The organism is Ruegeria sp. F5, from assembly GCF_056533845.1.
The window spans coordinates 1-22,166 of record NZ_JBQFOU010000019.1 but is presented as its reverse complement, the minus strand read 5'-3'; the positions used below and the strand labels follow the sequence as shown (position 1 = coordinate 22,166).

Sequence of the window (22,166 nt, the reverse complement as noted above, 5' to 3'; positions counted from 1 at the left end):
CACAACCAAACCGCCCGAAAGGGCAAATTCCGGCAGCGCCTGAAACACAGTCCCTGCGTCAGGTTTGTGAGCTAAACAGCACGCCGCGCGATCCGGCCTTTTGCCGCCGCGCCGCGCACGAACCGTCAAGGTCCGAACGAGACGACCCGAGCCCGAGCCTAACACGCGACGGCAGGCTCTTCACTAAGGGGTATGGGGTGGGTAGCCATCAAGCCGTGGGTCCGACCCACCGCTTGATGGCGAATTTCGGCTTCAATGCCCGCTCAGCACCAGCGTATTCACCGGCATCAGGATCAGGCGCAGGCGCAGGCCTGCGGCGTGGACCACGCCAATCGTATCGACCACATGCAGGAATGCGCTTTCCCAGAAGCCCAGGTCTTCGTGTTCGAGCCGTTCGTGGTTGTCGGTGTAGACATTCGCCAGACAATTGCTGCCCGGCGGGACCTTGTCGGCCATGCCCTTATAGAGCGGCTCCATATAGACGAGGATCGAGCCGGGAACCGTGTTGTTCTGCACATCCCGCAACTCGTCCGAAGGCCGGAACTGGCCCGAGGGGATCACGTCCTGCACCTCGACCACGACCATCGGGATCACGGTGAAGGGCTTGGTCATGCACCCAAGCTCTCCGATCATGCCGGGCTTGATGACCTGTGCGGAAAGCTGGTTGAACGCCGCCTGAAACCGGTCGCGGCCAAGGTTCGAGGGCACCAGAATACCGGCGGGGCGCAGCAGCGGGCTGACATAGTCGCCCACCTGCAGGCCGAACTGTTCGATCCGGCCGGTCACTCCGGCATTGATCACCGTCTTGTCCAACTCGGTCAGGGCCGCATCCAGTTGCGCGTTGGCACTGGCCAGTTGCGCGGGGATCAGTTCTTCGATCTGCTGCACGACCGCAGCGCGTTGCGACTGGGCCGCAACCACCTGCGCCTCACGCTCTTCGACAAGGTTCTCAAGCCGCTCGATCTCGGCCAGACGCACCGCGCTTGAGCCTTCGTCGCGCAGGGTGGTGTTGCGCTCCAGATCCTCAAGCGACTGATCCAGCGCCGCACGGGCACCGGCTATACCGGCTTCCGCCTCGGCCAGATCCGTCTCGGCCACTTTCAGCGAGGCCTGAACCTGCGCAATCTGGGCATGCGCAGCCTCGACCTGAGCGGTCTGGGTGAAATCCTCGATCCGGAAAATCGGCTGGCCCGCTGTGACCTGTTCGTTGTTGCGGACATACACCTCGGACACCCGCCCACCAAGCTGGGGCAGGATCGTCACGGTCCGGAAATAGGATGCGGCGGTGCTGCTGGACGGGTGGAAATAGAACAATGTGGTGATCACGGTCAGCGCCAGAATGGCACAGGTCGTCAGACCCCACCGCAGCTCGTACCACATGGTGAACAGGGTGATCTCGTGCCCGATCCGCTTGCCCTGAACGAAGCGGCGGAACAGGTAATCGGGCAGCACGGTAATAAGCGCGCACATCAGTGTTTCAAGCATGACTTACTGCTCCTGCGGCGCGGTGGGTTCGGGGTCGGGCAGGTCCGCAGGCGGTTCCGGTGCGCGTTGCGGTGCCAGAGATCGGATCGCATCGGCTATCCCGCGCAGCGGGGCGGCAAAGTCGGGGAACTGGAACCCTGCTACCAGAATGGCCGCAACCCAGAACAGCCCGTTATGAGTAAACAGGGCCAAAAGCGCCAGTATCCCAACCAGTTGGAACTGGGGATGGTTGGATTCATGCGCGATCTTTTCCGGGATCGAATGCAGGGTGAAATACCCCACCCCGATCAGCACGATCACGATGACCGTGAATATGAGCATGAATGTAAAAAGAAAATCGCTTCCGTCCGCCTGGGTCACATAGGACGGAATATGTCCTGTGGCCATCGGGTGTAAATCTGCGGTGCTCACCCTGCCCTCCTGCTTATGATGCATCAATGTTTGGATGGGTTGATAGGCAAATTCAAGCCTGCTTATAGTCTGGCACACGCTTATCAGAAGCTTCAGGATTGTTGCGCGGTGCCGATGTTTTTCCATTTCCCATCCGATTTTGCCGGGGCAAAGCCCGCTGCCGGGGCGGAATGACATGATTGATTTTCTTGTCATTGGCGGCGGCATCGCGGGCCTGAGCGCCGGTGCGCGCCTGTCGGAGCATGGCCGCGTGGCCGTGCTCGAGGCGGAAGACGCGCTTGGCTACCACGCCTCGGGCCGGTCTGCGGCGTTGTTTGAGAAAAACTATGGTCCGGAATCGGTGGTGGAACTGAACAAGGCCGGTGCCGAATTCCTGAGGTCGGAAAACGGCGGCTATCTCAGCCCGCGCGGGCTGATGCTGGTTGGCACCAAAGAGCAGGCCGAGGTTTTTGCAAAAGATGCCACAGATCTGAACCTGCAAAACATCACGCCGGATCAGGCGATTGCCCGGATTCCGATCCTGAACCCGGAACGTCTTGGCTTTGCCGCCGTTAGCGAGGCGGCCTTTGACATCGACACAGACCGGCTGCTGCAGGATTTCGCCCGGACGATCCGCCGGAATGGCGGTCAGGTTCTGACCAGGCGCAAGGTCAGCGCAATCCGTAAGGCCGCGCATTGGGTGGTCGATGCCGATGAGAGTTATGAGGCCCGTTACCTGATCAACGCCGCCGGGGCGTGGGTCGACGAAATCGCTGCCATGGCGGGTATCCAGCCGATTGGGATCACACCGCGCCGCCGGTCCATGGCCCGCATCCCTGCCCCGGGCGGGCATGACACGGCCAAATGGCCAATGATGCTGGGCGCGGACGAGACCTGGTACGCCAAGCCGGATGCCGGAAAACTGCTGGTGTCCCCGTCCGAGGCGGACCCGGTGCCGCCTCAGGACGCTTATGCCGACGACATGGTTCTGGCCGAAGGTCTGGCCCGGTACGAGGACGTCGTTACCGAACCGGTAACACGGGTCGAGGTCACCTGGGCCGGTCTGCGCAGCTTTGCCCCGGATGGAACTCTGGTACTGGGGCCGGACCCGGCTGAGCCCACATTCGTCTGGTCGGCGGGACAAGGCGGCTACGGGTTCCAGACCTCGCCGGCGGCCTCTGCACTGGTGGCGGCGCTGGTCACCGGAGATACGACAGAGCTCGCCCCCGACGTGGTTGCCGCGTTGCGTCCGGACAGGTTACGGGCATGAACAAGCGGCCTTTGCCTAATCGCGCGGGCAGCGCTGTTCGGGCCGAGGGCGCGCGTCTGGTCGCACCAGCTGCCACGCGAAACTGCGACGCGCTGTGCGATTTGCTGGACAGGACTGCCCCCGCCATTGGCAAGGCGCTGGAAATCGCCAGCGGAACCGGCCAGCACGTGGCCGCCTTTGCCCGGCGGTTGCCGGACCTCTCGTGGCAACCGACCGAGATTGATACGGAACGCCGGGCCAGTATCGACGCCTATTCGGCGGGATTGCCCAATGTCGCCAAAGCGGTTGAGCTGAATGCCCTGGTTCCGGGCTGGCACACTGATCTGGGTGGGCAGGATCTGATTGTCCTGATCAACCTGATCCATCTGATTTCCTGGCCGGAAACCGAACTCCTGATTGACGAGGCCGCCAAAGCGCTGCGCCCGAAGGGGCGTTTCATACTCTATGGGCCTTTCATGCGAAACGGCGCGCTGACGAGCGAGGGTGACATCCGGTTTCACGCAGCCTTGATCCAACAGGACGCCAGCATCGGATACAAGAATGACGGCCAAATTTCCGAGCATTTGGGGCAGTCAGGTTTGCGGGTTCTGGATGTGATCGAGATGCCCGCGAACAACCTTGCCTTCATCGCGGAAAAGCCTGCCGGATGATCCAAACAACAAAGCCCGCCGAAGCGGGCTTTGACTTTGGTCCTGCTGGCAAGGTTGGCCGAATGATCAGCCGTCCTTGCGGATGGTCTCGTTCTTCGGGTCATAGGGGCTGTCGCAGGTCACGACCGCATCCCACAGCTTGTCCTGCATCTTGACCTTCAGCCTGGTGCCCTCGACCGCCAGATCAGGCTTCACATAGCCCATGCCGATGGATTTCCCGAAGGCCACCGAATACCCGCCCGAGGTCAGACGGCCCACGCGCTCGCCTTCGGGCGTATACAGCGCCTCGCGGCCCCAGGGGTCGGCATCGTCCGGTCCGTCGATCAGCAGGGTGCAGCATTTGACGCGCACGCCGGTCTCTTCCAGCTTGGCTTTGCCGTAGAAATCCTTGGACAGATCGACAAAGCGCGGCAGGTCGGCTTCCAGCGGGGTCGCGTCGCGGCCCAGTTCGTTGCCGAAGGCGCGATAGGATTTCTCTTGCCGCAGCCAGTTCTGGGCGCGGGCGCCGACCAGCTTCATCCCGTGTTTCTCACCGGCTTTTTCCAGCAGATCGAACAGATAGTTCTGCATCTCTACGGGATGGTGCAGTTCCCAGCCCAACTCACCGGTATAAGCCACGCGGATCGCATTGACCGGGCACATGCCCAGTTCGATCTGGCGGGCCGACAGCCACGGGAAGCGCTTGTTGGACAATGCGGTGTCCGGATCGGCATCCTTGATGACCTCTTTCAGCACGTCCCGCGATTTGGGTCCGGCGATGGCAAAAACGCCCCACTGGGTAGTCACATCCTGGATCTCGATGTAACCGAACTCCTCCATCTTGTCCTCGGCCGCCTTGCGCAGATAGTCGGCGTCATACTCGGTCCAGGCACCGGCAGAGACGAGGTAATAGTTGTTCTCGCCATTGCGGACGATGGTGTATTCGGTGCGGGTGGTGCCGTGCGCGGTCAGCGCGTAGGTCAGGTTGATGCGACCAACTTTGGGCAGCTTGTTGCAGGTGAACCAGTCAAGGAATGCAGTCGCACCGGGGCCTTTGACCACATGCTTGGTGAAGGCCGATGCGTCGATCAGACCGACGCCCTCGCGGATCGCTTTGGCTTCTTCGACGGCGTATTGCCACCAGCCGCCACGGCGGAAGCTGCGCGCCTCTTTGTCGAAATTGTCAGGTGCATCCAGCGGGCCGAAATAGTTCGGACGTTCCCAACCATTGACCCAACCGAACTGCGCGCCGCGCGCCTTTTGGCGGTCATAAGCCGGAACGGTGCGCAGCGGACGGCAGGCTTCACGCTCTTCGTCGGGGTGGTGCAGGATATAGACGTGCTCGTAGCATTCTTCGTTCTTGCGGGCCGCAAATTCGGTGGTCATCCAGTTGGACGAATACCGTTTGGGGTCCAGCGAGGCCATGTCAATTTCAGCTTCGCCATCGACCATCATCTGCGCCAGATAATAGCCGGTGCCACCCGCAGCGGTGATGCCGAACGAGAAGCCCTCGGCCAGCCACATGTTGCGCAGACCCGGAGCGGGACCAACCAGCGGGTTGCCATCAGGCGTGTAGCAGATCGGGCCGTTGAAATCGTCCTTCAGGCCAGATTCGGCGCAGGAGGGCACGCGTTCGGCCATCGCCATATATTGCTCGGCGATCCGGTCCAGATCCAGCGGAAACAGGTCGGCGCGGAAGCTGTCGGGTACGCCGTATTCGAACCGCGCAGGGGCACCGTGTTCGTAGATGCCCAAAATCCAGCCGCCACGTTCCTCGCGCGCATAGGATTCGTTGTCGGCGTCGCGCACAACGGGGTGTTCGGGGTTGCCAGCCTCACGCCATTTGACCAGCTCGGGGTCCTTGTCCATGACGATGAAAGTGTGCTCGACCGGGATCGCCGGCATCTTGATGCCCAGCATCTTGGCGGTGCGCTGCGCGTGGTTGCCGCTGGCGGTCACCACATGCTCGGCACTGATGACGACCTGCTCGTCCGAAGGCACAAGGTTGCCGCCCTGCTCGACCATCTTGGTGCAGGTGACTTCCCAGTGGGTGCCGGTCCAATGGAAGGCATCGGCCTGCATCTTGCGGACGATATCGACGCCGCGCTGACGGGCGCCCTTGGCCATCGCCTGCGTCACATCGGCCGGGTTAATGTAACCGTCCTCGGTGTGGTAGATCGCGCCTTTCAGATCGCCGGTTTCGATCAGCGGCCAGCGTTCCTTGATCTGGTCGGGCGTCAGCCATTCGTATTTGACGTCACAGGTCTCGGCCGTCGAGGCATAGAGCATGTATTCGTCCATGCGGTCTTGCGTCTGCGCCATGCGCAGGTTGCCAACCACGGCGAAACCCGCGTTCAGGCCGGTTTCCTCTTCCAGCGTCTTGTAGAAATCGACCGAGTATTTGTGGATATGGGTCGTCGCATAGGACATGTTGAACAGCGGCAGCAGACCCGCCGCGTGCCAGGTCGAGCCAGAGGTCAACTCATCCCGTTCGATCAGCATCACATCGTCCCAGCCCGCCTTGGCCAGGTGATAGGCAATCGAGGTCCCGATGGCGCCGCCGCCAACAACCAGTGCTTTGACTTGGGTTTTCATAGCCGGGTGTCTCCCCTTGAATTAAGTTGACACCATATGGCGCACTTCGGACAGCAAACGCGACATTCATCCGACCAGTGAGATGAAAAAAACGACCCGCATGTGAAATGCAGGTCGCAAATCCGCCCGTTTCCGTGGCTGATTCAGCCGCCCGAGCGGCAGCGTGTGCTGATCCCGGTCTTGGCGCAGGTCAGTCTGGACGGACCCGATGCGCCTGCATCGGTGACCGTTTCCGCGCCCGGCTGCGCCATGATCAGAGCCAGCGCGTTTCGATACGTCGTCTGCAGGACAGTGTCGTAGTCCGGCACCTCGCCCCCTGTTGCGTCAAGCGTGGCGCCGGGCGCGATACCTTTGACGAAACCGTTGATCAACGCGATATGGTCGTCCGAATTCAGCGTGCGTTCGATCGCCAGGTCGGCGCGGGCCTGAATCATCGCCCGGCGCAAGGCGATCATCTGCCCGGCGATCTCGGGTTGTTGCGCGGGTGGGATTTGCACCGCCTGCCCGATGGTCGGAACGGGGTGTTTCAGCGCGTTGTTCAGCCCGTCGAAATCGAGGTCCCCGAGCAGGGCAAGAACAGCCTCGTCCGATGCGGCGGCGCGGGCACGTATCCGGATTTCGTCGTCGAATCCGACCCAGCCGTCGAATGTGCGAAAGGCCGTCTGGGCTGGCACCTGCAACTGGCCGAAACCGATGCCGCCGACGACCGCGTAGCCAAGGTAGTCAGGCTGAGGTGCAACCTCGCCGTCTGAAATCTCGGCCATTCCGGCCATGACACCTTTGGTTTTCTGCAACTCGGGGCGGGCGGCCTCCAGCCAGATGACATCCGTGCCGTTGTCATAGACCCATCCAACCGCGTCATGCTGACGGTCGAGGTTGCCCCAGACCGATGCGCCACCCCCGGCTGATGGCGCGCTGCGCGACCAGCCTTGGGGGGCTGTAGGCAGAAATGCCAGGGTCTCAGCCGCTGCGACCTGACCGGAAAACCCCATGCGGGACGAGACTGACGCGGCATAGTCCTGCACGCTCAACCCGCCCTCGGTCGTTTTCGCCTGCTGCATGTAATCCAGACCGGCAACCACAAGGCCGCAGACAACGGCGAAGCCAGCAAGGTATTTGGCGCTCATGACATCATCCCTTCCAGTTCCGGTTGGATTCACCAGAAAATCTGGACGATTTCGGGGCGGAATACTGACCTGAGTTGGAAGGGTCTCTAAAGGATCTTGCCCGGGTTCATGATGTTGTCGGGGTCCAGCGCCGCTTTGATCGCGGCCATGTACTGCGTGGCGGCCCCGAGTTCCTTGATCAGATAGGGGCGTTTGCCCTGCCCGATGCCGTGTTCCCCGGTGCAGGTGCCCTCCATCGAGATGGCAAGATCGTTGAGCCACCCGATAAATTCATCCGCCCGCGCGATCTCATCGGCATTGTCCATGTCGATCAGCGGCAGGGTGTGAAAGTTACCATCGCCCACATGCCCAACAATCGGGGCAATCAGGCCCAGCGCCGCGGCCTTGTCCTGTGCGGCACCCACCGCCTCGGCCAGACGCGAAATCGGCACGCACACATCGGTCGAAACGCCTTGCGCGCCGGGGCGCAATTGCAAACTGGCCCAATACATGTCGTGGCGCGCCTGCCAGAGCTTGTTGCGTTCCTCTGTGGTCGAGGTCGCGGCGAAATCGGTGCCGCCGAACTCTCCGGCGATCTGTCCGAAGGTTTCAGCCTGTTCCGCCGTACCGGCTTCCGAGCCGTGGAATTCAAGCAGCAACAGGGGCGTTTCGGGCAAGGTCAGGCCGGAATAGGCGTTGGCGGCCTTGACCGACAACTGGTCCAGCAATTCGATCCGTGCCACCGGAATACCGTATTGGATGGTCATCATCACAGCCCGGCAGGCGGCATCGACGGTCGGGAAGGAACAGCGGGCGGAACTGATCGCCTCGGGGATGCCATGCAGGCGTAGGGTCAGTTCGGTGATGATCCCCAGCGTGCCCTCTGCCCCGATCAGCAGCCGTGCCAGATCATACCCGGCGGAAGATTTGCGCGCACGGTTGCCGGTGCGGATGATCTGCCCGTCGGGCATTACCGCCTCAAGGCTCAGCACATTGTCCTTCATCGTGCCATACCGCACCGCGTTGGTCCCCGAGGCGCGCGTGGCCGCCATACCGCCCAGCGACGCATTGGCCCCCGGATCGATTGGAAAGAACAGGCCCTGATCGCGCAGATGGGTGTTCAGGTCCTGGCGTGTCACACCCGGCTGCACGACGCAATCCAGATCCTCGGCATGCACCGCCAGCACCCGGTTCATCTGCGTCAGGTCCACCGAGACCCCGCCCGCTGGCGCATTCACATGCCCTTCCAGCGAGGTGCCGGTCCCGAAGGGGATCACCGGCACTTTATGCGCGGCGCAGGTTTTGACAATCTCGGCGACATCGTCCGTCGTATGCGGAAACACCACCGCGTCCGGGTTCTGGTTGGTGATCCAGGTGGTGGTATGGCCATGCTGTTCCCGGATCGCAGCGCCAGTTTGCAGCCGGTCGCCGAACCGTTGTTTCAGAATGCCGATCGCGGTTTCAATCCCGGCGTCGTTTCGCGGCAAGTCGGTTGCCTGAACCATTGTCTCCTCCCCGGGCAGAGCCGTCAGTGGGCCGTTTCGTACATGGCTATAAGGCGCGCCGGATCAGGGCAATATCAAACCCGGCTCCCCGCCCTTGATGTCGGGTCTAGTCGCGGTCAGTTTGATAGAGCACCATTCCGGGAAATGCAGGCAACCACGCCTCGCGCCGGATCACCCAGCTTTCGTAACTCGGTTGCAGCTGGTTTGGCTCGTCCAGCGTGCCAAGATGCACCTCGACCTCATCCCCGGACCGGGCAAATACGGGCGACCCGCACGTGGGGCAAAAGAACCGTCCGGCATAGCTGTGGGGTTCACCGGTGACGGTCACCCTGTCCTTCGGAAAAACGGCAGCGGCGTAGAACAAGGCACCATGATGCTTGCGGCAGTCCAGGCAATGGCACATGCCAACCCGCAGGGGCTGTCCGGTTGCCGACAGCCGCACGGCCCCACACCGGCATCCGCCCTCATACCTCTGCATAACGCCCCCCTGCGCCCTCGACGAAGGCGCGATCAGCCTACAACATCGCGGGAACGACCTGATCGGGCGGCCTGTGGCCATCCTCGAAAGTCTTGATGTTGATGATCACCTTCTCGCCCATCTCAATCCGCCCTTCCAGGGTTGCCGAGCCCATATGGGGCAGCAGCACCACATTTGGCAGGTTCCGCAGGCGCGGATTGACGTTGATGCCGTTCTCGTAGACATCCAGCCCCGCCCCGGCGATGTCACCGGACCGGATCAGCCTGGTCAGCGCGTTTTCATCCACCACTTCCCCCCGCGAAGTGTTCACGATCACCGCCGAGGGCTTCATCAGCTTCAGACGGCGGGCGTTCATCAGGTGGAACGTCGACGGCGTCGACGGGCAGTTGACCGAAATCACATCCATCCGCGCCACCATCTGGTCCAGGCTTTCCCAATAGGTCGCCTCGAGCTCCTGCTCGGTCTCGGGGCGCAGCCTGCGGCGGTTGTGGTAATGCACCTGCATCCCGAACGCCGCGGCCCGGCGCGCAACGGCCTGCCCGATGCGGCCCATTCCAAGGATGCCCAACCGGCGTCCGCCGATCCTGCCGCCCAAAAAGGCGGTGGGGGCCCAGCCGGTCCAGTCCCCTTTTTGCATCACGCCCAACCCTTCGGGGATGCGCCGGGTAACGGCCAGGATCAGAGCCATGGTCATATCGGCGGTGTCGTCGGTCAGAACACCCGGCGTGTTGGACACCAGCACGCCGCGCTGCCGTGCCGTCGCCACGTCGATATTGTCGACACCGGCCCCATAATTGGCGATCAGCCGCAGGTTTTCGCCGGCCTGCCCCAGCAGACCGCCATCAATCGTATCCGTGACCGTGGGCACCAGCACATCGGCCTCTTTGACCGCTGCGACCAGTTCATCGCGGGTCATCGGGGTATCATCCGTGCGCAAACGGACATCGAACAGTTCGCTCAACCGGGTTTCCACCGCCTCGGGCAACCGTCGCGTAACGACAACACTCAGACGTTCTCTTGGCACCTCTGCCCTCCCACTGCTTTGCAAACCTTCGCGCGCCATGGCATCGTGGCGCAGGATACGGCGGGGCACAAGAACCCCATGGGCATTGAGACGACCTTTTTTCGCAAGCAGATCAACAGGCACAAGAGCAGACAGTCAGTGAGTGGTCTTTTACCGGTAAAGCGCCTTTGTTTGGCGATCCTGACCGCGTTCCTGTTTGCGCAGGGGCCGGGCGCGGTCGCGGCACAGGACAAGCGCGGCCCGGTGACCAACCTGCCGCTGCCCCGCTATGTCTCGATGAAAGCCGCCGAGGGCAACGTGCGCCGCGGGCCATCCCTGACCCATCGAATCGACTGGGTGTTCAAGCGGCGCGGCATGCCGCTGCAGATCACGGCGGAATACGGCAACTGGCGCAAGGTTCAGGACCGCGACGGTGCCGGAGGGTGGGTCCATTACGCCCTGCTTTCAGGCGTGCGCACGGTTCTGATCGAATCCGAGATGCTGCCGGTCTACGCGCGGCCCGACCCGGACTCGCCGGTCAATGCGCATTTCGAAACCGGAGTGGTGGCGCGTCTGGGCACATGCTCGCTGGATTGGTGCAAAATCTCGGCGGGCGGCTATCGCGGCTGGACCCTGAAAGCCAACCTGTGGGGCGTCGATCCGTCGGAAATCCGCGAATAGCTGCTGGCTACGCCTCGGACGGGGCTTCGCCGCCCCGCGCGCCCAGTTCCTGATCCAGCAGCAACAGGTTCCACCGATCGCCGTTGGCCGCCCTGGTTTTGTCGAGGATCTGCCCGAACAGATCCTCTTCTTCGGTCTGCTCGTCCAGAAACCAGTTGAGCATGTTCTGCGTGCTGAATTCCCTGACGTTGTGGGCCAGCTCGAACAGCGCATTGATCTGGGAGGTCACGGCTTCCTCGTTACGCAGCGCGGTTTCCAGCGCCTCGGCCGGTGACCCGTAGTCCGATTTCGGCTGATCGATGCCCGATACCTCGATTCGCCCCCCGCGCTTTGCCATGAAGTCGAACAGGCGCATCGCATGGGTCACCTCTTCTGCCGACTGTTCGCGAAACCATTGGGCGAAGCCCGGCAATTCCTGAGCTTCAAAGTAAGCGGCCATCGCCAGATAGGTGTGAGAGGCAGCAAGCTCGCTGTTGATCTGACGGTTCAGGGCCTCAGCCACGTCCGGGTTCAGTTTCATCGGCAGCTCCCAAAGCACAAGGTTCTCTGACCTGAACGCTAGATAATTTGGCGGCGCCACACAATGAGGTTTATCACTTCCCGATGTTTTACAGGACGTTGGCTGCCGCGTGCCGCGCAATAATGGCATTCATACCGGGACAGAGCGAATTTGCCTTAGCCGCGTCCTTACCACCGGGTCGTTCCAAACTTGCCAATGCAGTGCAGGGAGTTATGGCTTGCAAGACGGCATTATCCCTTTCAGCCACCAAGCCCATTTTGCGCTGAACATCCTGCGAGCGCTCGGCGAAAAGCCACAACAGATTGCTTTGCCATCCTCCGAGCAAGGTCGTCTCAACCTCGACGGGTCGCAGCCCAAAAATAATTTCGAGACCGCCTCAGATTTTTCCCCAAAAGCCCTTGAACCCTGCCAACAACAATCGTAGATAGCCGCTCACCGTTGGGGTGTAGCCAAGTGGTAAGGCAGCGGTTTTTGGTACCGTGTATCGTAGGTTCGAATCCTACCACCCCAGCCACCCACTCCCCCATATCCAGACCGTGCAAGATGTACCCTGAATAGTCGCGGGTTATCTGCGGGTTAGCGTCGTGGCGCAATCGCGCAGACCGTGGACCGTTCCGGCACACAGCCGCAAATCTCCGAAAGTCTGCGCTCGGCATTTTCGCGGTAGCAGGTGTAGGTTTGGTGGATCAGAGAGTCGCGAGAAGCGCGCGCTGGTCCTGCCAGTCTGATGGCAGGGTTCGCGATTTGCACCAGTCAGACGTAAAGCCGAGGGGCTGTTTGCCCGTCAGAACGTCGTGAATGATATCTGGCGCGAGGAAGGCAAGATCAATCATGTGCTGGACGCGTCGTTTGGAGATGCCGTCGTTTCTAGCGATATCGCCACAGGTATCGCCCGCCTTGATCCGCTCCAGCCAGTGATGTGCGAGCGCAATGTTCCGTATCAAAGCCTCGTCTTTCCCAACTGGAGTTTCGGCCAGAATAATCTTCGTCTCAACGCCACGCTTCCGTAGCTGGAAAGGCGCTTCGAGCTGGAGCGCAATTGCGTCCATTGCATCGATGTCGATATCCAGAGCAACCGCGACGGCTTTGGGATCGAGCTTGAGCATGACTTTGCCCGGCGCAATGTCGATTCGTCCCACGAGCGGCAGGATCTTTTTGCGATCCGGCTCCGAGGTCAGGTCCGTCAGCTTGTTGAGAACCCGGGCGATCTTACCGGCGTCGGACTGTGGGCAGAGGCGCCCTGCAAATGTCGGGCTGGTGAGATGGTGGCGCGCAAGATTGCCGACTTGGGCCTCGAGATGATCCGCCGGCAGGCGCCAGCCATCAAGGTTCTCCTCCCCGCTGCGTGCGATCAACCGGTGCGAGACATAGTAGCGCAAACGGGTACGCTTTTTTGTTCGTGAATGCGACGGCGTCAGACGATCTCCGGTTTCATCGAAGATCTTCCCGCAGAGCAGCGACACGCGGCGCGGCGTCTTTCTCAAGCGTATTCGGGAAGCCATCCCTTGCAGCCTGAGCTGAACCGCGTCCCATCGGTCGGGGGCAATGATCGCGTCATGCTGACCCTCATGCACTTGATCTTTGTGTCGGATGCGCCCTGCATAGACCGGGTTCGTCAGGATGTGATGGATATGCCCGCGGTCGAAGGCGCCGCCACCACGGATCTCACCAGAAGACAGTGTTCTGCGCCGGGTGCGAAGTAACAAAGCGTCGGACTTCACCTTTACCTGCCGGATCGTCCCGTGTTGTTCGTAAAGCGCGTAGAGCGTTCGGATCGTCTCGGCTTCGCACTCGTTGACCTTCAGCGTCCGGCCATCCGGATCATACCCCATCGGCACCTGCCCACCCATCCAGAGACCGCGGCGCTTGGAGGCGGCAATCTTGTCCCGGATCCGTTCCGCGGTCACTTCGCGCTCGAACTGCGCGAAGCTGAGTAGCATGTTCAACGTCAGACGTCCCATGCTTGTCGCCGTATTGAAGGACTGCGTGACCGAGACGAAAGAGGCGCCGGCGGTATCAAGGATATCGACGATCTTGGCGAAGTCGGCCAGCGACCGGGTCAGGCGGTCAATCTTGTAGACGACGATCTGGTCGATCTTCCCATCCCGGATATCCGCCAATAGCTGCTGCAAGGCCAGGCGTTCCAGCGATCCGCCGGAGAGACCGCCGTCATCATACTGTTCTCGCACCAAAACCCAGCCTTCATGTTTCTGGCTGGCGATATAAGCAGCACAGGCCTCCCGCTGGGCATGCAGCGAGTTGAACTCCTGTTCCAGTCCATCTTCCGAGCTTTTGCGGGTGTATATAGCGCAACGGATCTTCTTCATGTGCCGCCCCGTACCTTGCGGGTCAAACCGAAAAAGCGCGGACCCGACCATGTCGTGCCGGTGATATGCATTGCGATGGCCGAGAGCGACGGCCAGTCTTTACCATCCATGTGATATCCGCGCTCGGTCACCTCGACTTGGTAGGTCCGTCCGTTCCATTCCCGCACAAGGTACGCGCCGGATCGAAGGTCGCCGCTGCTGACATGTGCAATCCCTTTGCCTTCTGCGATCTTTCGCAGCTTGCGTCGTGTCACCGCCGGTAGACCGCCCGAAGAGCGGCACTGCTCTTCATAAGCCAACGCCTTGCGCATGAACGCTACGGAAAGGTATGGCGGCGGAGGAGTCCCGAAAGCTTCCTGCCAATCGGCAATCGCCAGCGGTCGATCCGGATCCGGCTTACCGGGCATCGGTCTTTTCGGCGCCTGCAGTCTTGCCAGTTTGGGCGGGCATGGCCGAGATCCGGTAGCGCTTGGGCTTGCCATCATATGGCTTCTCGCCCAGAACCTCGTAGCCGGCCTTGCGCAGCCCGGTCAGCGCCGCCCGCGTTGTGTGCGTCTGCCAGCCGAGCTTGTCGCTGATCATAGCCGCATCCGCCCCGGCTTTCCGGGTCAGCATCTGAATAAGTCTTCTTTCTTGGTTTTTGGCTTAGATGATTTTGCCATTTGCACTTCTCCTTTTGGTTCACGCAGGCTGAAAGGAACCCTGCTACCGAGGAGAGCCCGGGGACCCGGGCGCAAAAGGCGCGGCGTAGTGTTGGGTGCGTCGCGACATGGACAGTACCTCTCTATTCGGACCGCAAGTCCAGTGGAAGAATGGCCGCTTAACGCAGAAAGCCGTTATCGGATAAAAATAGTCAGATCACCGCATCGAGCCCAAAATGCTCCAGATCCACGAACATAGGAATACAAAAAACTGCAAGTAATCGGCATTCTATACAGCTAAGTGAGCTAAGAGACGGTATGTGCATAAGTCCGAAGTGTTAAATGCGGTGCGTCAGGCATGTCAGGGCAAAACGGAACCACTATAATGCCGTTAAACAGATACCGCGGACCTTAGTTGTTCTTTGCCAATTTGGCATTTGGAGCCGCGTAGATGAGGGGTGCCTCGCTCGAGAACCAAGAATTCATCGCCTAGCGAATAAGCAAACTCAAAAAACTGCTCGACCAAGATTATGGCCATTTCGCCTTGATCGCGTAGCAGCCCAACGACTTCCCCGATCTGTTTGATAATGTTTGGTTGAATACCTTCGGTCGGCTCGTCCAAAAGCAATATCTTTGGCTTCGTGATCAACGCGCGCGCAATTGCAAGCTGTTGCTGTTGACCACCAGACAAGTCGCCCCCGCGCCGAGAAAGGAACTCATTTAAGATCGGAAAAAGCTCGAAGATATAGCCGGGTATCGTGTGATCGCTGCGGGGCAGGCAGGCGAAGCCGGTTTCGAGGTTTTCGCGAACCGTTAAAAACGGAAAGATCTCGCGCCCTTGCGGTACGTAAGCCACTCCTTTTCTGGCAAGCTCAAAGGAAGTGACATTGCCGATTTTTTCGCCGTTCAGCACATAGTCGCCACCGCTGCGGGGATGCGAGCCGGACATCGCTTTCAACAGGCTTGTTTTTCCAACGCCATTGGTGCCCATGACACAGGTCACCTGACCCTGACGCGCGGTGATGTCGACACCGTTCAAGATCTGGCTGCCTCCATAGTGAAGGGTCAGATCGGAGATGTTTAGAAGTTCAGCGGCCAAGATAAACCTCAATTACTTTTTCGTTCCGGGTGACATGGTCCAACGATCCTTCGGCCAGAACTGACCCCTCATGCAGAACAGTTACTTTGCAGTGGAGGCGGCTGACGAACTCCATATCGTGTTCCACGACGACCACGGCTCGGGTTTTGGCCGCTGCAACAAGGATGTCGGTCGTATGTTTGCGCTCTGCCGGGGTCATCCCGGCCGCAGGCTCATCCACCAGCAGCAATTGCGGATCCTGGGCCAGCAGCATCCCGATCTCGAGCCATTGCTTTTGCCCGTGGCTGAGTTCACCGGCCTTGCGGTCCAAGGCGCTCTGCAGTCCGATTTCCTCGGCAAGGGCGGCGACTTTGTCATGATCTTTCCGACGCGCCCGAAACCGCAATACAGCCAGCGGCGCGCGTTTGTTTTTTTGGGCGAGCATCAGGTTTTCGCGGACGCTTTGATCTTCGAATACGGTCGGGCGTTGGAACTTTCGTCCCACTCCGGCCTGGGCGATCTGGCTTTCGCTCATCGAAAGCAATGAGACCGACATTTCGCCCCAGAGAACATGACCGTCGTCCGGCTTGGTTTTGCCTGTGATGATGTCCATGAACGTGGTCTTTCCAGCCCCGTTCGGGCCGATGACCGCCCGCATTTCGGCTGGGCCGATCTGGAACGTCAGATTGTTGATGGCCTTGAAACCGTCGAAGGAGACGGAAACGCCAGAGACTTCCAGAAGCGTGCTCATTCGTTCGCCTCCTTTTCGCGCAGCGATCCAAGGTCTGGCCCCAGGTTGGCACCATGGCGATCAGGCGCGCGTTGTTTAGTAAACTTGTCGATCAGCCCCCCTATGCCACGGGGCGCAAACAGCGTGACCGCGACAAACGAAAACCCAAGCAGGATAGTCCACCAATCGACCCATTGGATCGTATAGAAACCAAGCGAGATGTCTGGAGCCTGGCCTCCCGTGAACCAGGTTGATAGCAACGAGACAAAGGCCGCGCCGATCACTGCTCCGTACAGCCGTCCACGCCCGCCGATCGCCACCCAAACGGCTAAGTAGATTGACGCAATGGGCGCTATCTCGGCCGGGTTTATGATGCCCGCTTGTGGGTAGTACAAGGCGCCCGCGATACCGCAGATCACGGCGGTGAAGGTGAAGATGAAAAGCTTGTAGGCTTCGACCGAATATCCAAGGAACCGAACCCGGCTTTCATCGTCGCGAATGGCGCGAATGACCGATCCGAATTTACCGGATACCACCCATGCGCAGACGAGGTAGCCGAGCCCAAGCGCCAGCGCCGATGCCCAAAAAAATAGTATTGAAACCGTTGATTGCGGCACCGAGTCCAACCCTGGCAGGTTCTGTAGCCCCGACAAGCCGTTGTTCCCGCGCAACCCGCTGTCGTTCTGGAACAGGTACAGGGACAGCGCCAGCGTCATCGCCTGCGTCAGGATCGACAGGTAAACCCCAGTCACCCGACTGCGGAACGCCAGCCACCCAAAAACAAGCGCCAGCAGACCGGGCACCAGTACGACACCGGCCAGTTGCAGCGGCAGGGAATGTGCGAAAGCCCAGATCGGGGGGAACTCTGATGCGCCGACAACGCCGAAAATCTGGGTGGCGATACCATCCGAAATTTCTTGTGCTGTCGGCGGCAAGGCAGAGGTCGCGAGGCTGTCGACAACGATAATCTCGGTGCGGGCGTACATCAGCCACATGCCGATGGCGTAGCCGCCAATTCCAAAGAACGCCATGTGCCCCAGCGACAGGATACCTGTGTATCCCCACACCAGATCCATCGCGAGCGCTGCAAGACACAGGCACAGCGTTTTGCCCAGCGTCTTGATAAAACTGGTGGAAATCAGCCCGATGCCAAACCCTTCGCCCAAAACGGTGATGACCGCCGTAAACAGGGTCAGGATGATCAGAAAGATCGCGACAGAGGGATAGCGCAGCACCAGCGGCTTGCGTATCGGCTCGGCCGTAGAGGTCATGTCAACCATATCACGCTTCCGCCGCCCGACCTTTAAGCGCAATAATGCCGCGAGGTCGGAATTGAATGAACAGGATGATGAAAAGGATCATGTAGGTCTGCGCCGCCAGGGTATTGGACGGATTGAACCACTCGATCCCCTTTTGCAGCGTTCCGACCATCGTCGCGCCCAGCAGCGTGCCCCAGATGTTGCCAACGCCACCAACGACCACCGTCATAAAGCTCTGCACAATGAAGTCAGATCCCATCTCGGACGTGACTTTGGCGTAAAGCCCGATGGCCACGCCGGCGATGCCCGCGATGCCCGAACCCAAGCCGAACGTCAGCATGTTGATCCGATCCGGGTTAATTCCCATTGAGGACGCCATGCGGGGGTTCTGGGTTACGGCACGCACCTCTAAGCCCAGCCTTGTTCGGTTCATGACGATAAGGAACAGCGCCAGAAACAGCAGTGCCAGAAAGAAGATCGCAATGCGGATGTAGCTGATCGATACGATGTCGTTCAGCACCATCGAGCCGTCCAACCATGCCGGAGCCGTCAGAGGACGCGCCTGCGTGCCAAAGATGTTCTTGGCCAGTTGCTGCAATGCAACAGAAACGCCGAAGGTTGCCAGCAACGTCTCTAGCGGCCGGTGATACAGCCACCGAATGACCAGTCGCTCCAGCAGAACTCCGGCCCCGAATGTCACGAGAAATGCGCAGGGAATTGCCACAAGGATCGAAAGCGTCAGGTCAGGAATTAACAACTGCACCACATAGCCGGTGTAGGCTCCCATCATGATGAACTCACCATGGGCCATGTTGATCACGCCCATGACCCCGAAGGTGATTGCAAGACCAATTGCTGCAAGGAAGTAGATCGAGGCCAAAGACAGCGCATCCAACACCAGATCGGCTGTCTGGTTCAAAGCAACTTGTGTTTCGATGTTGTCCAAAGCAGCCTGCGCAGCAAGGGCGATGGGTAGGGGCGCCGAGACGTAAACCTTGAAAAACTTATGGTTTTGAACGGCTTCAGCAACGTCAGCTTGTGCCACCAGTGGGGCCGCAAGGCCTTGCTGAGCCAACACCTGATACGCGGCTTCTCGTGCGGCGTCCTCGTCAAGGCTCGCGACCTGAACACCAGCAACGGTATCGCCGTTTATGTTGGCGATCAGAGTCTGCTTAATTGTTACCGCATCTACCGGTTCCGGTGCCAACCCATTCGCGACAAGTAAGCCATAGGCTTGGTCCTGCGTTAGCTCGTCTGATCCAACCTCAATGCGAACCGCGCCATCCGGGATTTCGTCTGCGACCTTGATTTTAGAGGAAACCAGCGGATTGAGCGTTGCCCGGACATCGACCCCCAGATCGCCGGCAAACCTGTCAATTGCAGCAAGCCTTGCGGCTTCATCCTCATCAAAGCGAATGGTCAGCAAGCGCTCCAACCGGTCTTTGCGCGCCTTGAGGTTGGCATCTTGTTCCGTTTCGATGGAAGCACGCAGTGCGGACAGATGCGACGCTTCGGCATCTCGCTCAATTGCTGTCAATGCGGCGTCGCGGTTCTTGGGATTGGGATCGTTCAGCTGAAACTGCACCAGCGCAGACGCGATCAACCCGCGAATTCCAGAATTGGGCTTGAGTTGTTTGTATTCCTTCCTGTCGACAACCCCGATCTCGGCCCCGCCAGATACATCGAAAATCTGCAACCCACCGTCGGCCTTTGAGGCAAAGACAAAAAGACCGGTTTCTTTGTTGAACCACATGTCCTTGGCTTGCCAACGTTCCAGAACGGTCTGCGCTTCCGGCAGTCCACTTTGCGCTAACGCACCAATCGCTGGGCCAATCGTTTTGCGAGAGGATTTCTGAATTACGTCCGCATGGGACTGCAAAACCTGTTGCACAGGGGCGTCTGCGGATTGCGCTTGCAAAAACGTAGGCACCGAAAGAACCAGCAGGGCAAGTACTGCCCGCCTGAACGGAAGCGTCATTGAGGAAGACCTTTGTATTGAGTCTCGGGGCGCAACTCGCGCGCCCCGAGGAGTTCGGGTTAAGACCTTAGTAGTTGGACTTGATCTGCACGCAGCTTTCGGTTTCGGTGTTGTACATACCGCAACCAAGCTCTTTCCAATCCGACACGAGAACGGCGGATTCAGGCAGATAGTCGGTCCAGGCGTCGCCCGGAACTTCTTCGGTCTGGCTGATGATGTCGAATTGACCGTCTTCCTGGATTTCGCCGATCAGGACCGGTTTGGCCAAGTGATGGTTCGGTAGCATTACGGCCGTACCACCTGTTAGGTTCGGGAACTCCTGCCCGTACATGGCGGTCCGAACGGCGTCGACACCCGTGGTTTCAACTTCCGTTGCCGCGTTTACCCACATGTTGAAGCCGATGTAATGGGCCTCCATCGGGTCGTTGGTCACACGCTCGTCACCCATTCGTGCTTTCCAAGCTTCGACCCACGCTTCGTTTGCATCGCTTTCGGCCGATTGGAAATAGTTCCAGGCCGCCAGATGACCGACAAGGTTGCTGGTATCAAGACCAGCCAGTTCTTCTTCACCAACCGAGAAGGCCACAACCGGAATGTCGTCAGCCGAGATACCTGCGGCTGCAAGTTCCTTATAAAAACCGACGTTCGCGTCGCCATTGATCGTCGATATCACGCCAACTTTCTTGCCGTCCGCGCCAAGCGCAACCACGTCGGCCACGATTTTGGACCAGTCCGAATGACCAAAGGGTGTGTAGTTGACGAAGATATCCTCTTCCGCGATACCCTTCTGCTTCAGATAGCTTTCGAGGATGTTGTTCGTGGTCCGCGGATAGACGTAATCGGTTCCCAGCAGCGCGAATTTCTCAACTTCCAGCTCGTCCAGGAAATAATCAGTGGCCGGGATTGCCTGCTGGTTTGGCGCTGCTCCGGTGTAGAATACGTTTTTCGAGCTTTCTTCGCCTTCGTACTGAACCGGATAGAACAGTAGGCCATTCAGTTCTTCGATTACGGGCAGGACGGATTTACGGGAAACAGAAGTCCAGTTGCCAAAGATCACGTCAACTTCGTGCACTGTCAGCAATTCGCGCGCCTTTTCGGCAAACAGCGGCCAATCCGAGGCTGGGTCTACAACGACAGCTTCAAGCTCGCACCCCAGAAGACCACCGGCTTCGTTTTGCTGTTCGACCAGCATTTCCATCGTGTCTTTCAGCGTGGTTTCCGAAATGGCCATCGTACCGGACAACGAATGAAGGACGCCAACCTTGATCGGGCAATCGGCCAGTGCAGGCAGAGAGCTGGCCAACAGGACTGCAGCGGTTGTGGTGAGAAGTTTGGTGTGCATCAGCATTTCCTCTTGTGCGATGCGCAGCAGGGTTGTTCGGGGCGCCGAAACGTCCCATATACCCCCCACGCATAATTGCGGTGTGCGAGGGCGTCTTCAGGTTCCTAGGCCGGGCACCTTCGCACATGTTCCGAGCCGTCTTGCGGCACAACACAGTGCTAAGGCAGTTTTCTGCAGCTCTCAGAGACTCAAAGCCCGAGTTCTTGGATTGATTGATGGTACTGCCTAATTTTGCGGCAGCGCAGCGTGTCACGCTCAATAATGCGGCGATGCAGCGAAGCAGTCTTCAAGCGCCGCCTAGGATCAACAGGTTGCATTGATCCAAATACTGATTGGCAGCTCGGCGCGCCGCACTTGCTTTCACCTCATCCGAAGCAAAGGTCGCGGTTTGCAGCAAGCGTGCGTGCGCGTGTTTGGAATTCACCCTGTGGCCCAGGACAAATTCTGCGTTGTCCGCTGTCGTAGTCGCTTCCAGCAACGAGACAAATCCGCCGCGCCGCAGTTCATAGTCCTGAGCTTTTGGATCGTTCAAAAGCCACGCGTGTTCCATTTCAGCCGAGAAGCGCCCTGCGCAACCTGCAAAGGACTTTACGATCCCACTTTCTGCATAGAGCAATCCGGAAGACACCAGGATGCACAGATTTGAAAGCAAAAATGTTCTCAAAGTGCTCATAAAATAACCATCATCAATGGAAGTACGCCCGTCAAGGCAGCACTCTGAAATCAACTGTGTTCAGTTTAGGGCTTACTTGAAATAAGGTACCCCGCCTTTTTCGAGCTCAGGTTTGATTTATCACACCGGTTCCGCAATGTACGGCCAAGCTCGCACCAACCTTCTGAAGAGGCCGAGCTGACGCTCACTATCGGCTTCAAATAGCTAAAGCGTCGCATCAGTTGGAAGTTTCAATGTCTGAACTGAGACCCGCTTGAAACTCTCGATCCGCTAACCAAGACCAAGATTGAGTCCGCTCATGCAGTCGTTCACTCAATCTAAACGTGCTGCAATGTAGCTAACGACGGCTTTGTCCCGCAGAGCAGTCGCTCTCAGCGAGCAAGTTGAATGGCCGCTTCGATGATCTGTTCTCAGTCCACGCGGATGAATTCGTGTTCGATATAATCCACACCCGGCGGATAGATCCGAAGCCGCAG

The 22,166-nt window shown here is 59.4% G+C and carries 21 protein-coding genes and 1 tRNA gene; 5 read left to right on the top strand and 17 right to left on the bottom strand.

Annotated features, from left to right (window positions below):
* Nucleotides 1–252: 252 nt before the first annotated feature.
* A complete protein-coding gene (locus tag ACR0K1_RS21115) occupies nucleotides 253–1,485 on the bottom strand; it encodes an HlyD family secretion protein (RefSeq protein ID WP_480612568.1) in 1,233 nt (410 codons plus the stop codon).
* Between the two features lie 3 nt (nucleotides 1,486–1,488).
* Nucleotides 1,489–1,896, bottom strand: a complete 408-nt coding sequence (locus tag ACR0K1_RS21110) for a hypothetical protein (protein WP_480612569.1) — start codon at nucleotides 1,894–1,896, stop codon at nucleotides 1,489–1,491.
* Nucleotides 1,897–2,071: 175 nt separating this feature from the next.
* Here ACR0K1_RS21110 and ACR0K1_RS21105 point away from each other — a divergent pair, with 175 nt between their 5' ends.
* Nucleotides 2,072–3,145 (top strand): NAD(P)/FAD-dependent oxidoreductase, encoded by a 1,074-nt coding sequence (locus ACR0K1_RS21105; RefSeq protein WP_480851800.1) that lies wholly within the window; start codon nucleotides 2,072–2,074, stop codon nucleotides 3,143–3,145.
* Nucleotides 3,142–3,795 (top strand): DUF938 domain-containing protein, encoded by a 654-nt coding sequence (locus ACR0K1_RS21100; RefSeq protein WP_480612571.1) that lies wholly within the window; start codon nucleotides 3,142–3,144, stop codon nucleotides 3,793–3,795. The genes ACR0K1_RS21105 and ACR0K1_RS21100 overlap by 4 nt, the downstream gene beginning before the upstream one ends.
* A gap of 66 nt (nucleotides 3,796–3,861) precedes the next feature.
* On the opposite strand, the gene ACR0K1_RS21095 is transcribed toward ACR0K1_RS21100, so the two are convergent.
* The 5 genes from ACR0K1_RS21095 to ACR0K1_RS21075 all read right to left on the bottom strand — a co-directional run bounded on the left by ACR0K1_RS21095 (nucleotide 3,862) and on the right by ACR0K1_RS21075 (nucleotide 10,482).
* Nucleotides 3,862–6,369, bottom strand: a complete 2,508-nt coding sequence (locus tag ACR0K1_RS21095; RefSeq protein WP_480851799.1) for a GcvT family protein — start codon at nucleotides 6,367–6,369, stop codon at nucleotides 3,862–3,864.
* Nucleotides 6,370–6,512: 143 nt separating this feature from the next.
* A complete protein-coding gene (locus ACR0K1_RS21090; RefSeq protein ID WP_480612573.1) occupies nucleotides 6,513–7,496 on the bottom strand; it encodes a hypothetical protein in 984 nt (327 codons plus the stop codon).
* Between the two features lie 86 nt (nucleotides 7,497–7,582).
* On the bottom strand, nucleotides 7,583–8,980 hold the full coding sequence (locus tag ACR0K1_RS21085; RefSeq protein ID WP_480851798.1) for an FAD-binding oxidoreductase: 1,398 nt from the start codon (nucleotides 8,978–8,980) through the stop codon (nucleotides 7,583–7,585).
* A 106-nt stretch (nucleotides 8,981–9,086) separates the two neighbouring features.
* Complete coding sequence (locus ACR0K1_RS21080) at nucleotides 9,087–9,458, bottom strand: GFA family protein (RefSeq protein ID WP_480612575.1); 372 nt, start codon at nucleotides 9,456–9,458, stop codon at nucleotides 9,087–9,089.
* 37 nt (nucleotides 9,459–9,495) lie between these two features.
* Nucleotides 9,496–10,482, bottom strand: coding sequence for a 2-hydroxyacid dehydrogenase (locus ACR0K1_RS21075; protein WP_480612576.1), 987 nt, complete (start codon nucleotides 10,480–10,482; stop codon nucleotides 9,496–9,498).
* A 138-nt stretch (nucleotides 10,483–10,620) separates the two neighbouring features.
* Between ACR0K1_RS21075 and ACR0K1_RS21070 the strand changes: the two genes are divergently transcribed.
* Nucleotides 10,621–11,142 (top strand): SH3 domain-containing protein, encoded by a 522-nt coding sequence (locus ACR0K1_RS21070; protein WP_480851797.1) that lies wholly within the window; start codon nucleotides 10,621–10,623, stop codon nucleotides 11,140–11,142.
* A 7-nt stretch (nucleotides 11,143–11,149) separates the two neighbouring features.
* Here the strand turns inward: ACR0K1_RS21070 and ACR0K1_RS21065 are convergent, their stop codons facing one another.
* Nucleotides 11,150–11,662 (bottom strand): ferritin, encoded by a 513-nt coding sequence (locus ACR0K1_RS21065; RefSeq protein ID WP_480612578.1) that lies wholly within the window; start codon nucleotides 11,660–11,662, stop codon nucleotides 11,150–11,152.
* A 217-nt stretch (nucleotides 11,663–11,879) separates the two neighbouring features.
* Here ACR0K1_RS21065 and ACR0K1_RS21060 point away from each other — a divergent pair, with 217 nt between their 5' ends.
* Together ACR0K1_RS21060 and ACR0K1_RS21055 are read left to right on the top strand one after the other, a co-directional pair.
* Nucleotides 11,880–12,086 carry a hypothetical protein gene (locus tag ACR0K1_RS21060; protein ID WP_480612579.1) on the top strand — a complete coding sequence of 69 codons (207 nt, stop codon included), beginning with the start codon at nucleotides 11,880–11,882 and terminating at the stop codon, nucleotides 12,084–12,086.
* A 15-nt stretch (nucleotides 12,087–12,101) separates the two neighbouring features.
* Nucleotides 12,102–12,176: transfer RNA gene (locus ACR0K1_RS21055), tRNA-Gln, on the top strand.
* Between the two features lie 172 nt (nucleotides 12,177–12,348).
* Here the strand turns inward: ACR0K1_RS21055 and ACR0K1_RS21050 are convergent.
* The 9 genes from ACR0K1_RS21050 to ACR0K1_RS21010 all read right to left on the bottom strand — a co-directional run bounded on the left by ACR0K1_RS21050 (nucleotide 12,349) and on the right by ACR0K1_RS21010 (nucleotide 21,690).
* Nucleotides 12,349–13,989, bottom strand: coding sequence for a recombinase family protein (locus tag ACR0K1_RS21050; RefSeq protein ID WP_480851796.1), 1,641 nt, complete (start codon nucleotides 13,987–13,989; stop codon nucleotides 12,349–12,351).
* Nucleotides 13,986–14,396 carry a DUF2924 domain-containing protein gene (locus tag ACR0K1_RS21045; protein WP_480851795.1) on the bottom strand — a complete coding sequence of 137 codons (411 nt, stop codon included), beginning with the start codon at nucleotides 14,394–14,396 and terminating at the stop codon, nucleotides 13,986–13,988. The genes ACR0K1_RS21050 and ACR0K1_RS21045 overlap by 4 nt, the downstream gene beginning before the upstream one ends.
* A complete protein-coding gene (locus ACR0K1_RS21040; protein ID WP_480612759.1) occupies nucleotides 14,386–14,610 on the bottom strand; it encodes a DUF3489 domain-containing protein in 225 nt (74 codons plus the stop codon). The genes ACR0K1_RS21045 and ACR0K1_RS21040 overlap by 11 nt, the downstream gene beginning before the upstream one ends.
* A 411-nt stretch (nucleotides 14,611–15,021) precedes the next feature.
* Nucleotides 15,022–15,729, bottom strand: a complete 708-nt coding sequence (gene urtE / locus ACR0K1_RS21035; RefSeq protein ID WP_480612582.1) for an urea ABC transporter ATP-binding subunit UrtE — start codon at nucleotides 15,727–15,729, stop codon at nucleotides 15,022–15,024.
* Nucleotides 15,719–16,459 carry an urea ABC transporter ATP-binding protein UrtD gene (gene urtD / locus ACR0K1_RS21030; RefSeq protein ID WP_480612583.1) on the bottom strand — a complete coding sequence of 247 codons (741 nt, stop codon included), beginning with the start codon at nucleotides 16,457–16,459 and terminating at the stop codon, nucleotides 15,719–15,721. Before urtD ends, urtE begins: the two co-directional genes overlap by 11 nt.
* Entirely contained in the window at nucleotides 16,456–17,709 is a 1,254-nt protein-coding gene (gene urtC / locus ACR0K1_RS21025) for an urea ABC transporter permease subunit UrtC (RefSeq protein WP_480851819.1), read from the bottom strand. Before urtC ends, urtD begins: the two co-directional genes overlap by 4 nt.
* A 10-nt stretch (nucleotides 17,710–17,719) precedes the next feature.
* Nucleotides 17,720–19,675: an urea ABC transporter permease subunit UrtB gene (urtB, locus tag ACR0K1_RS21020; RefSeq protein ID WP_480851794.1), complete on the bottom strand. Its 1,956-nt coding sequence runs from the start codon at nucleotides 19,673–19,675 to the stop codon at nucleotides 17,720–17,722.
* A 67-nt stretch (nucleotides 19,676–19,742) separates the two neighbouring features.
* A complete protein-coding gene (gene urtA / locus ACR0K1_RS21015; RefSeq protein WP_480851793.1) occupies nucleotides 19,743–21,017 on the bottom strand; it encodes an urea ABC transporter substrate-binding protein in 1,275 nt (424 codons plus the stop codon).
* A 286-nt stretch (nucleotides 21,018–21,303) separates the two neighbouring features.
* Nucleotides 21,304–21,690: a hypothetical protein gene (locus ACR0K1_RS21010; RefSeq protein WP_480612586.1), complete on the bottom strand. Its 387-nt coding sequence runs from the start codon at nucleotides 21,688–21,690 to the stop codon at nucleotides 21,304–21,306.
* Nucleotides 21,691–22,166: the final 476 nt, after the last annotated feature.

Bases quoted from the DNA above. Each gene is read 5' to 3' on its own strand.
- ACR0K1_RS21115 (WP_480612568.1), bottom strand. From the start codon at position 1,485: ATGCTTGAAACACTGATGTGCGCGCTTATTACCGTGCTGCCCGATTAC.
- ACR0K1_RS21105 (WP_480851800.1), top strand. From the start codon at position 2,072: ATGATTGATTTTCTTGTCATTGGCGGCGGCATCGCGGGCCTGAGCGCC.
- ACR0K1_RS21100 (WP_480612571.1), top strand. From the start codon at position 3,142: ATGAACAAGCGGCCTTTGCCTAATCGCGCGGGCAGCGCTGTTCGGGCC.
- ACR0K1_RS21095 (WP_480851799.1), bottom strand. From the start codon at position 6,369: ATGAAAACCCAAGTCAAAGCACTGGTTGTTGGCGGCGGCGCCATCGGG.
- ACR0K1_RS21090 (WP_480612573.1), bottom strand. From the start codon at position 7,496: ATGAGCGCCAAATACCTTGCTGGCTTCGCCGTTGTCTGCGGCCTTGTG.
- ACR0K1_RS21085 (WP_480851798.1), bottom strand. From the start codon at position 8,980: ATGGTTCAGGCAACCGACTTGCCGCGAAACGACGCCGGGATTGAAACC.
- ACR0K1_RS21080 (WP_480612575.1), bottom strand. From the start codon at position 9,458: ATGCAGAGGTATGAGGGCGGATGCCGGTGTGGGGCCGTGCGGCTGTCG.
- ACR0K1_RS21065 (WP_480612578.1), bottom strand. From the start codon at position 11,662: ATGAAACTGAACCCGGACGTGGCTGAGGCCCTGAACCGTCAGATCAAC.
- ACR0K1_RS21050 (WP_480851796.1), bottom strand. From the start codon at position 13,989: ATGAAGAAGATCCGTTGCGCTATATACACCCGCAAAAGCTCGGAAGAT.
- ACR0K1_RS21045 (WP_480851795.1), bottom strand. From the start codon at position 14,396: ATGCCCGGTAAGCCGGATCCGGATCGACCGCTGGCGATTGCCGATTGG.
- urtD (WP_480612583.1), bottom strand. From the start codon at position 16,459: ATGAGCACGCTTCTGGAAGTCTCTGGCGTTTCCGTCTCCTTCGACGGT.
- urtC (WP_480851819.1), bottom strand. From the start codon at position 17,709: ATGACCTCTACGGCCGAGCCGATACGCAAGCCGCTGGTGCTGCGCTAT.
- urtB (WP_480851794.1), bottom strand. From the start codon at position 19,675: ATGACGCTTCCGTTCAGGCGGGCAGTACTTGCCCTGCTGGTTCTTTCG.
- urtA (WP_480851793.1), bottom strand. From the start codon at position 21,017: ATGCACACCAAACTTCTCACCACAACCGCTGCAGTCCTGTTGGCCAGC.
- ACR0K1_RS21010 (WP_480612586.1), bottom strand. From the start codon at position 21,690: ATGAGCACTTTGAGAACATTTTTGCTTTCAAATCTGTGCATCCTGGTG.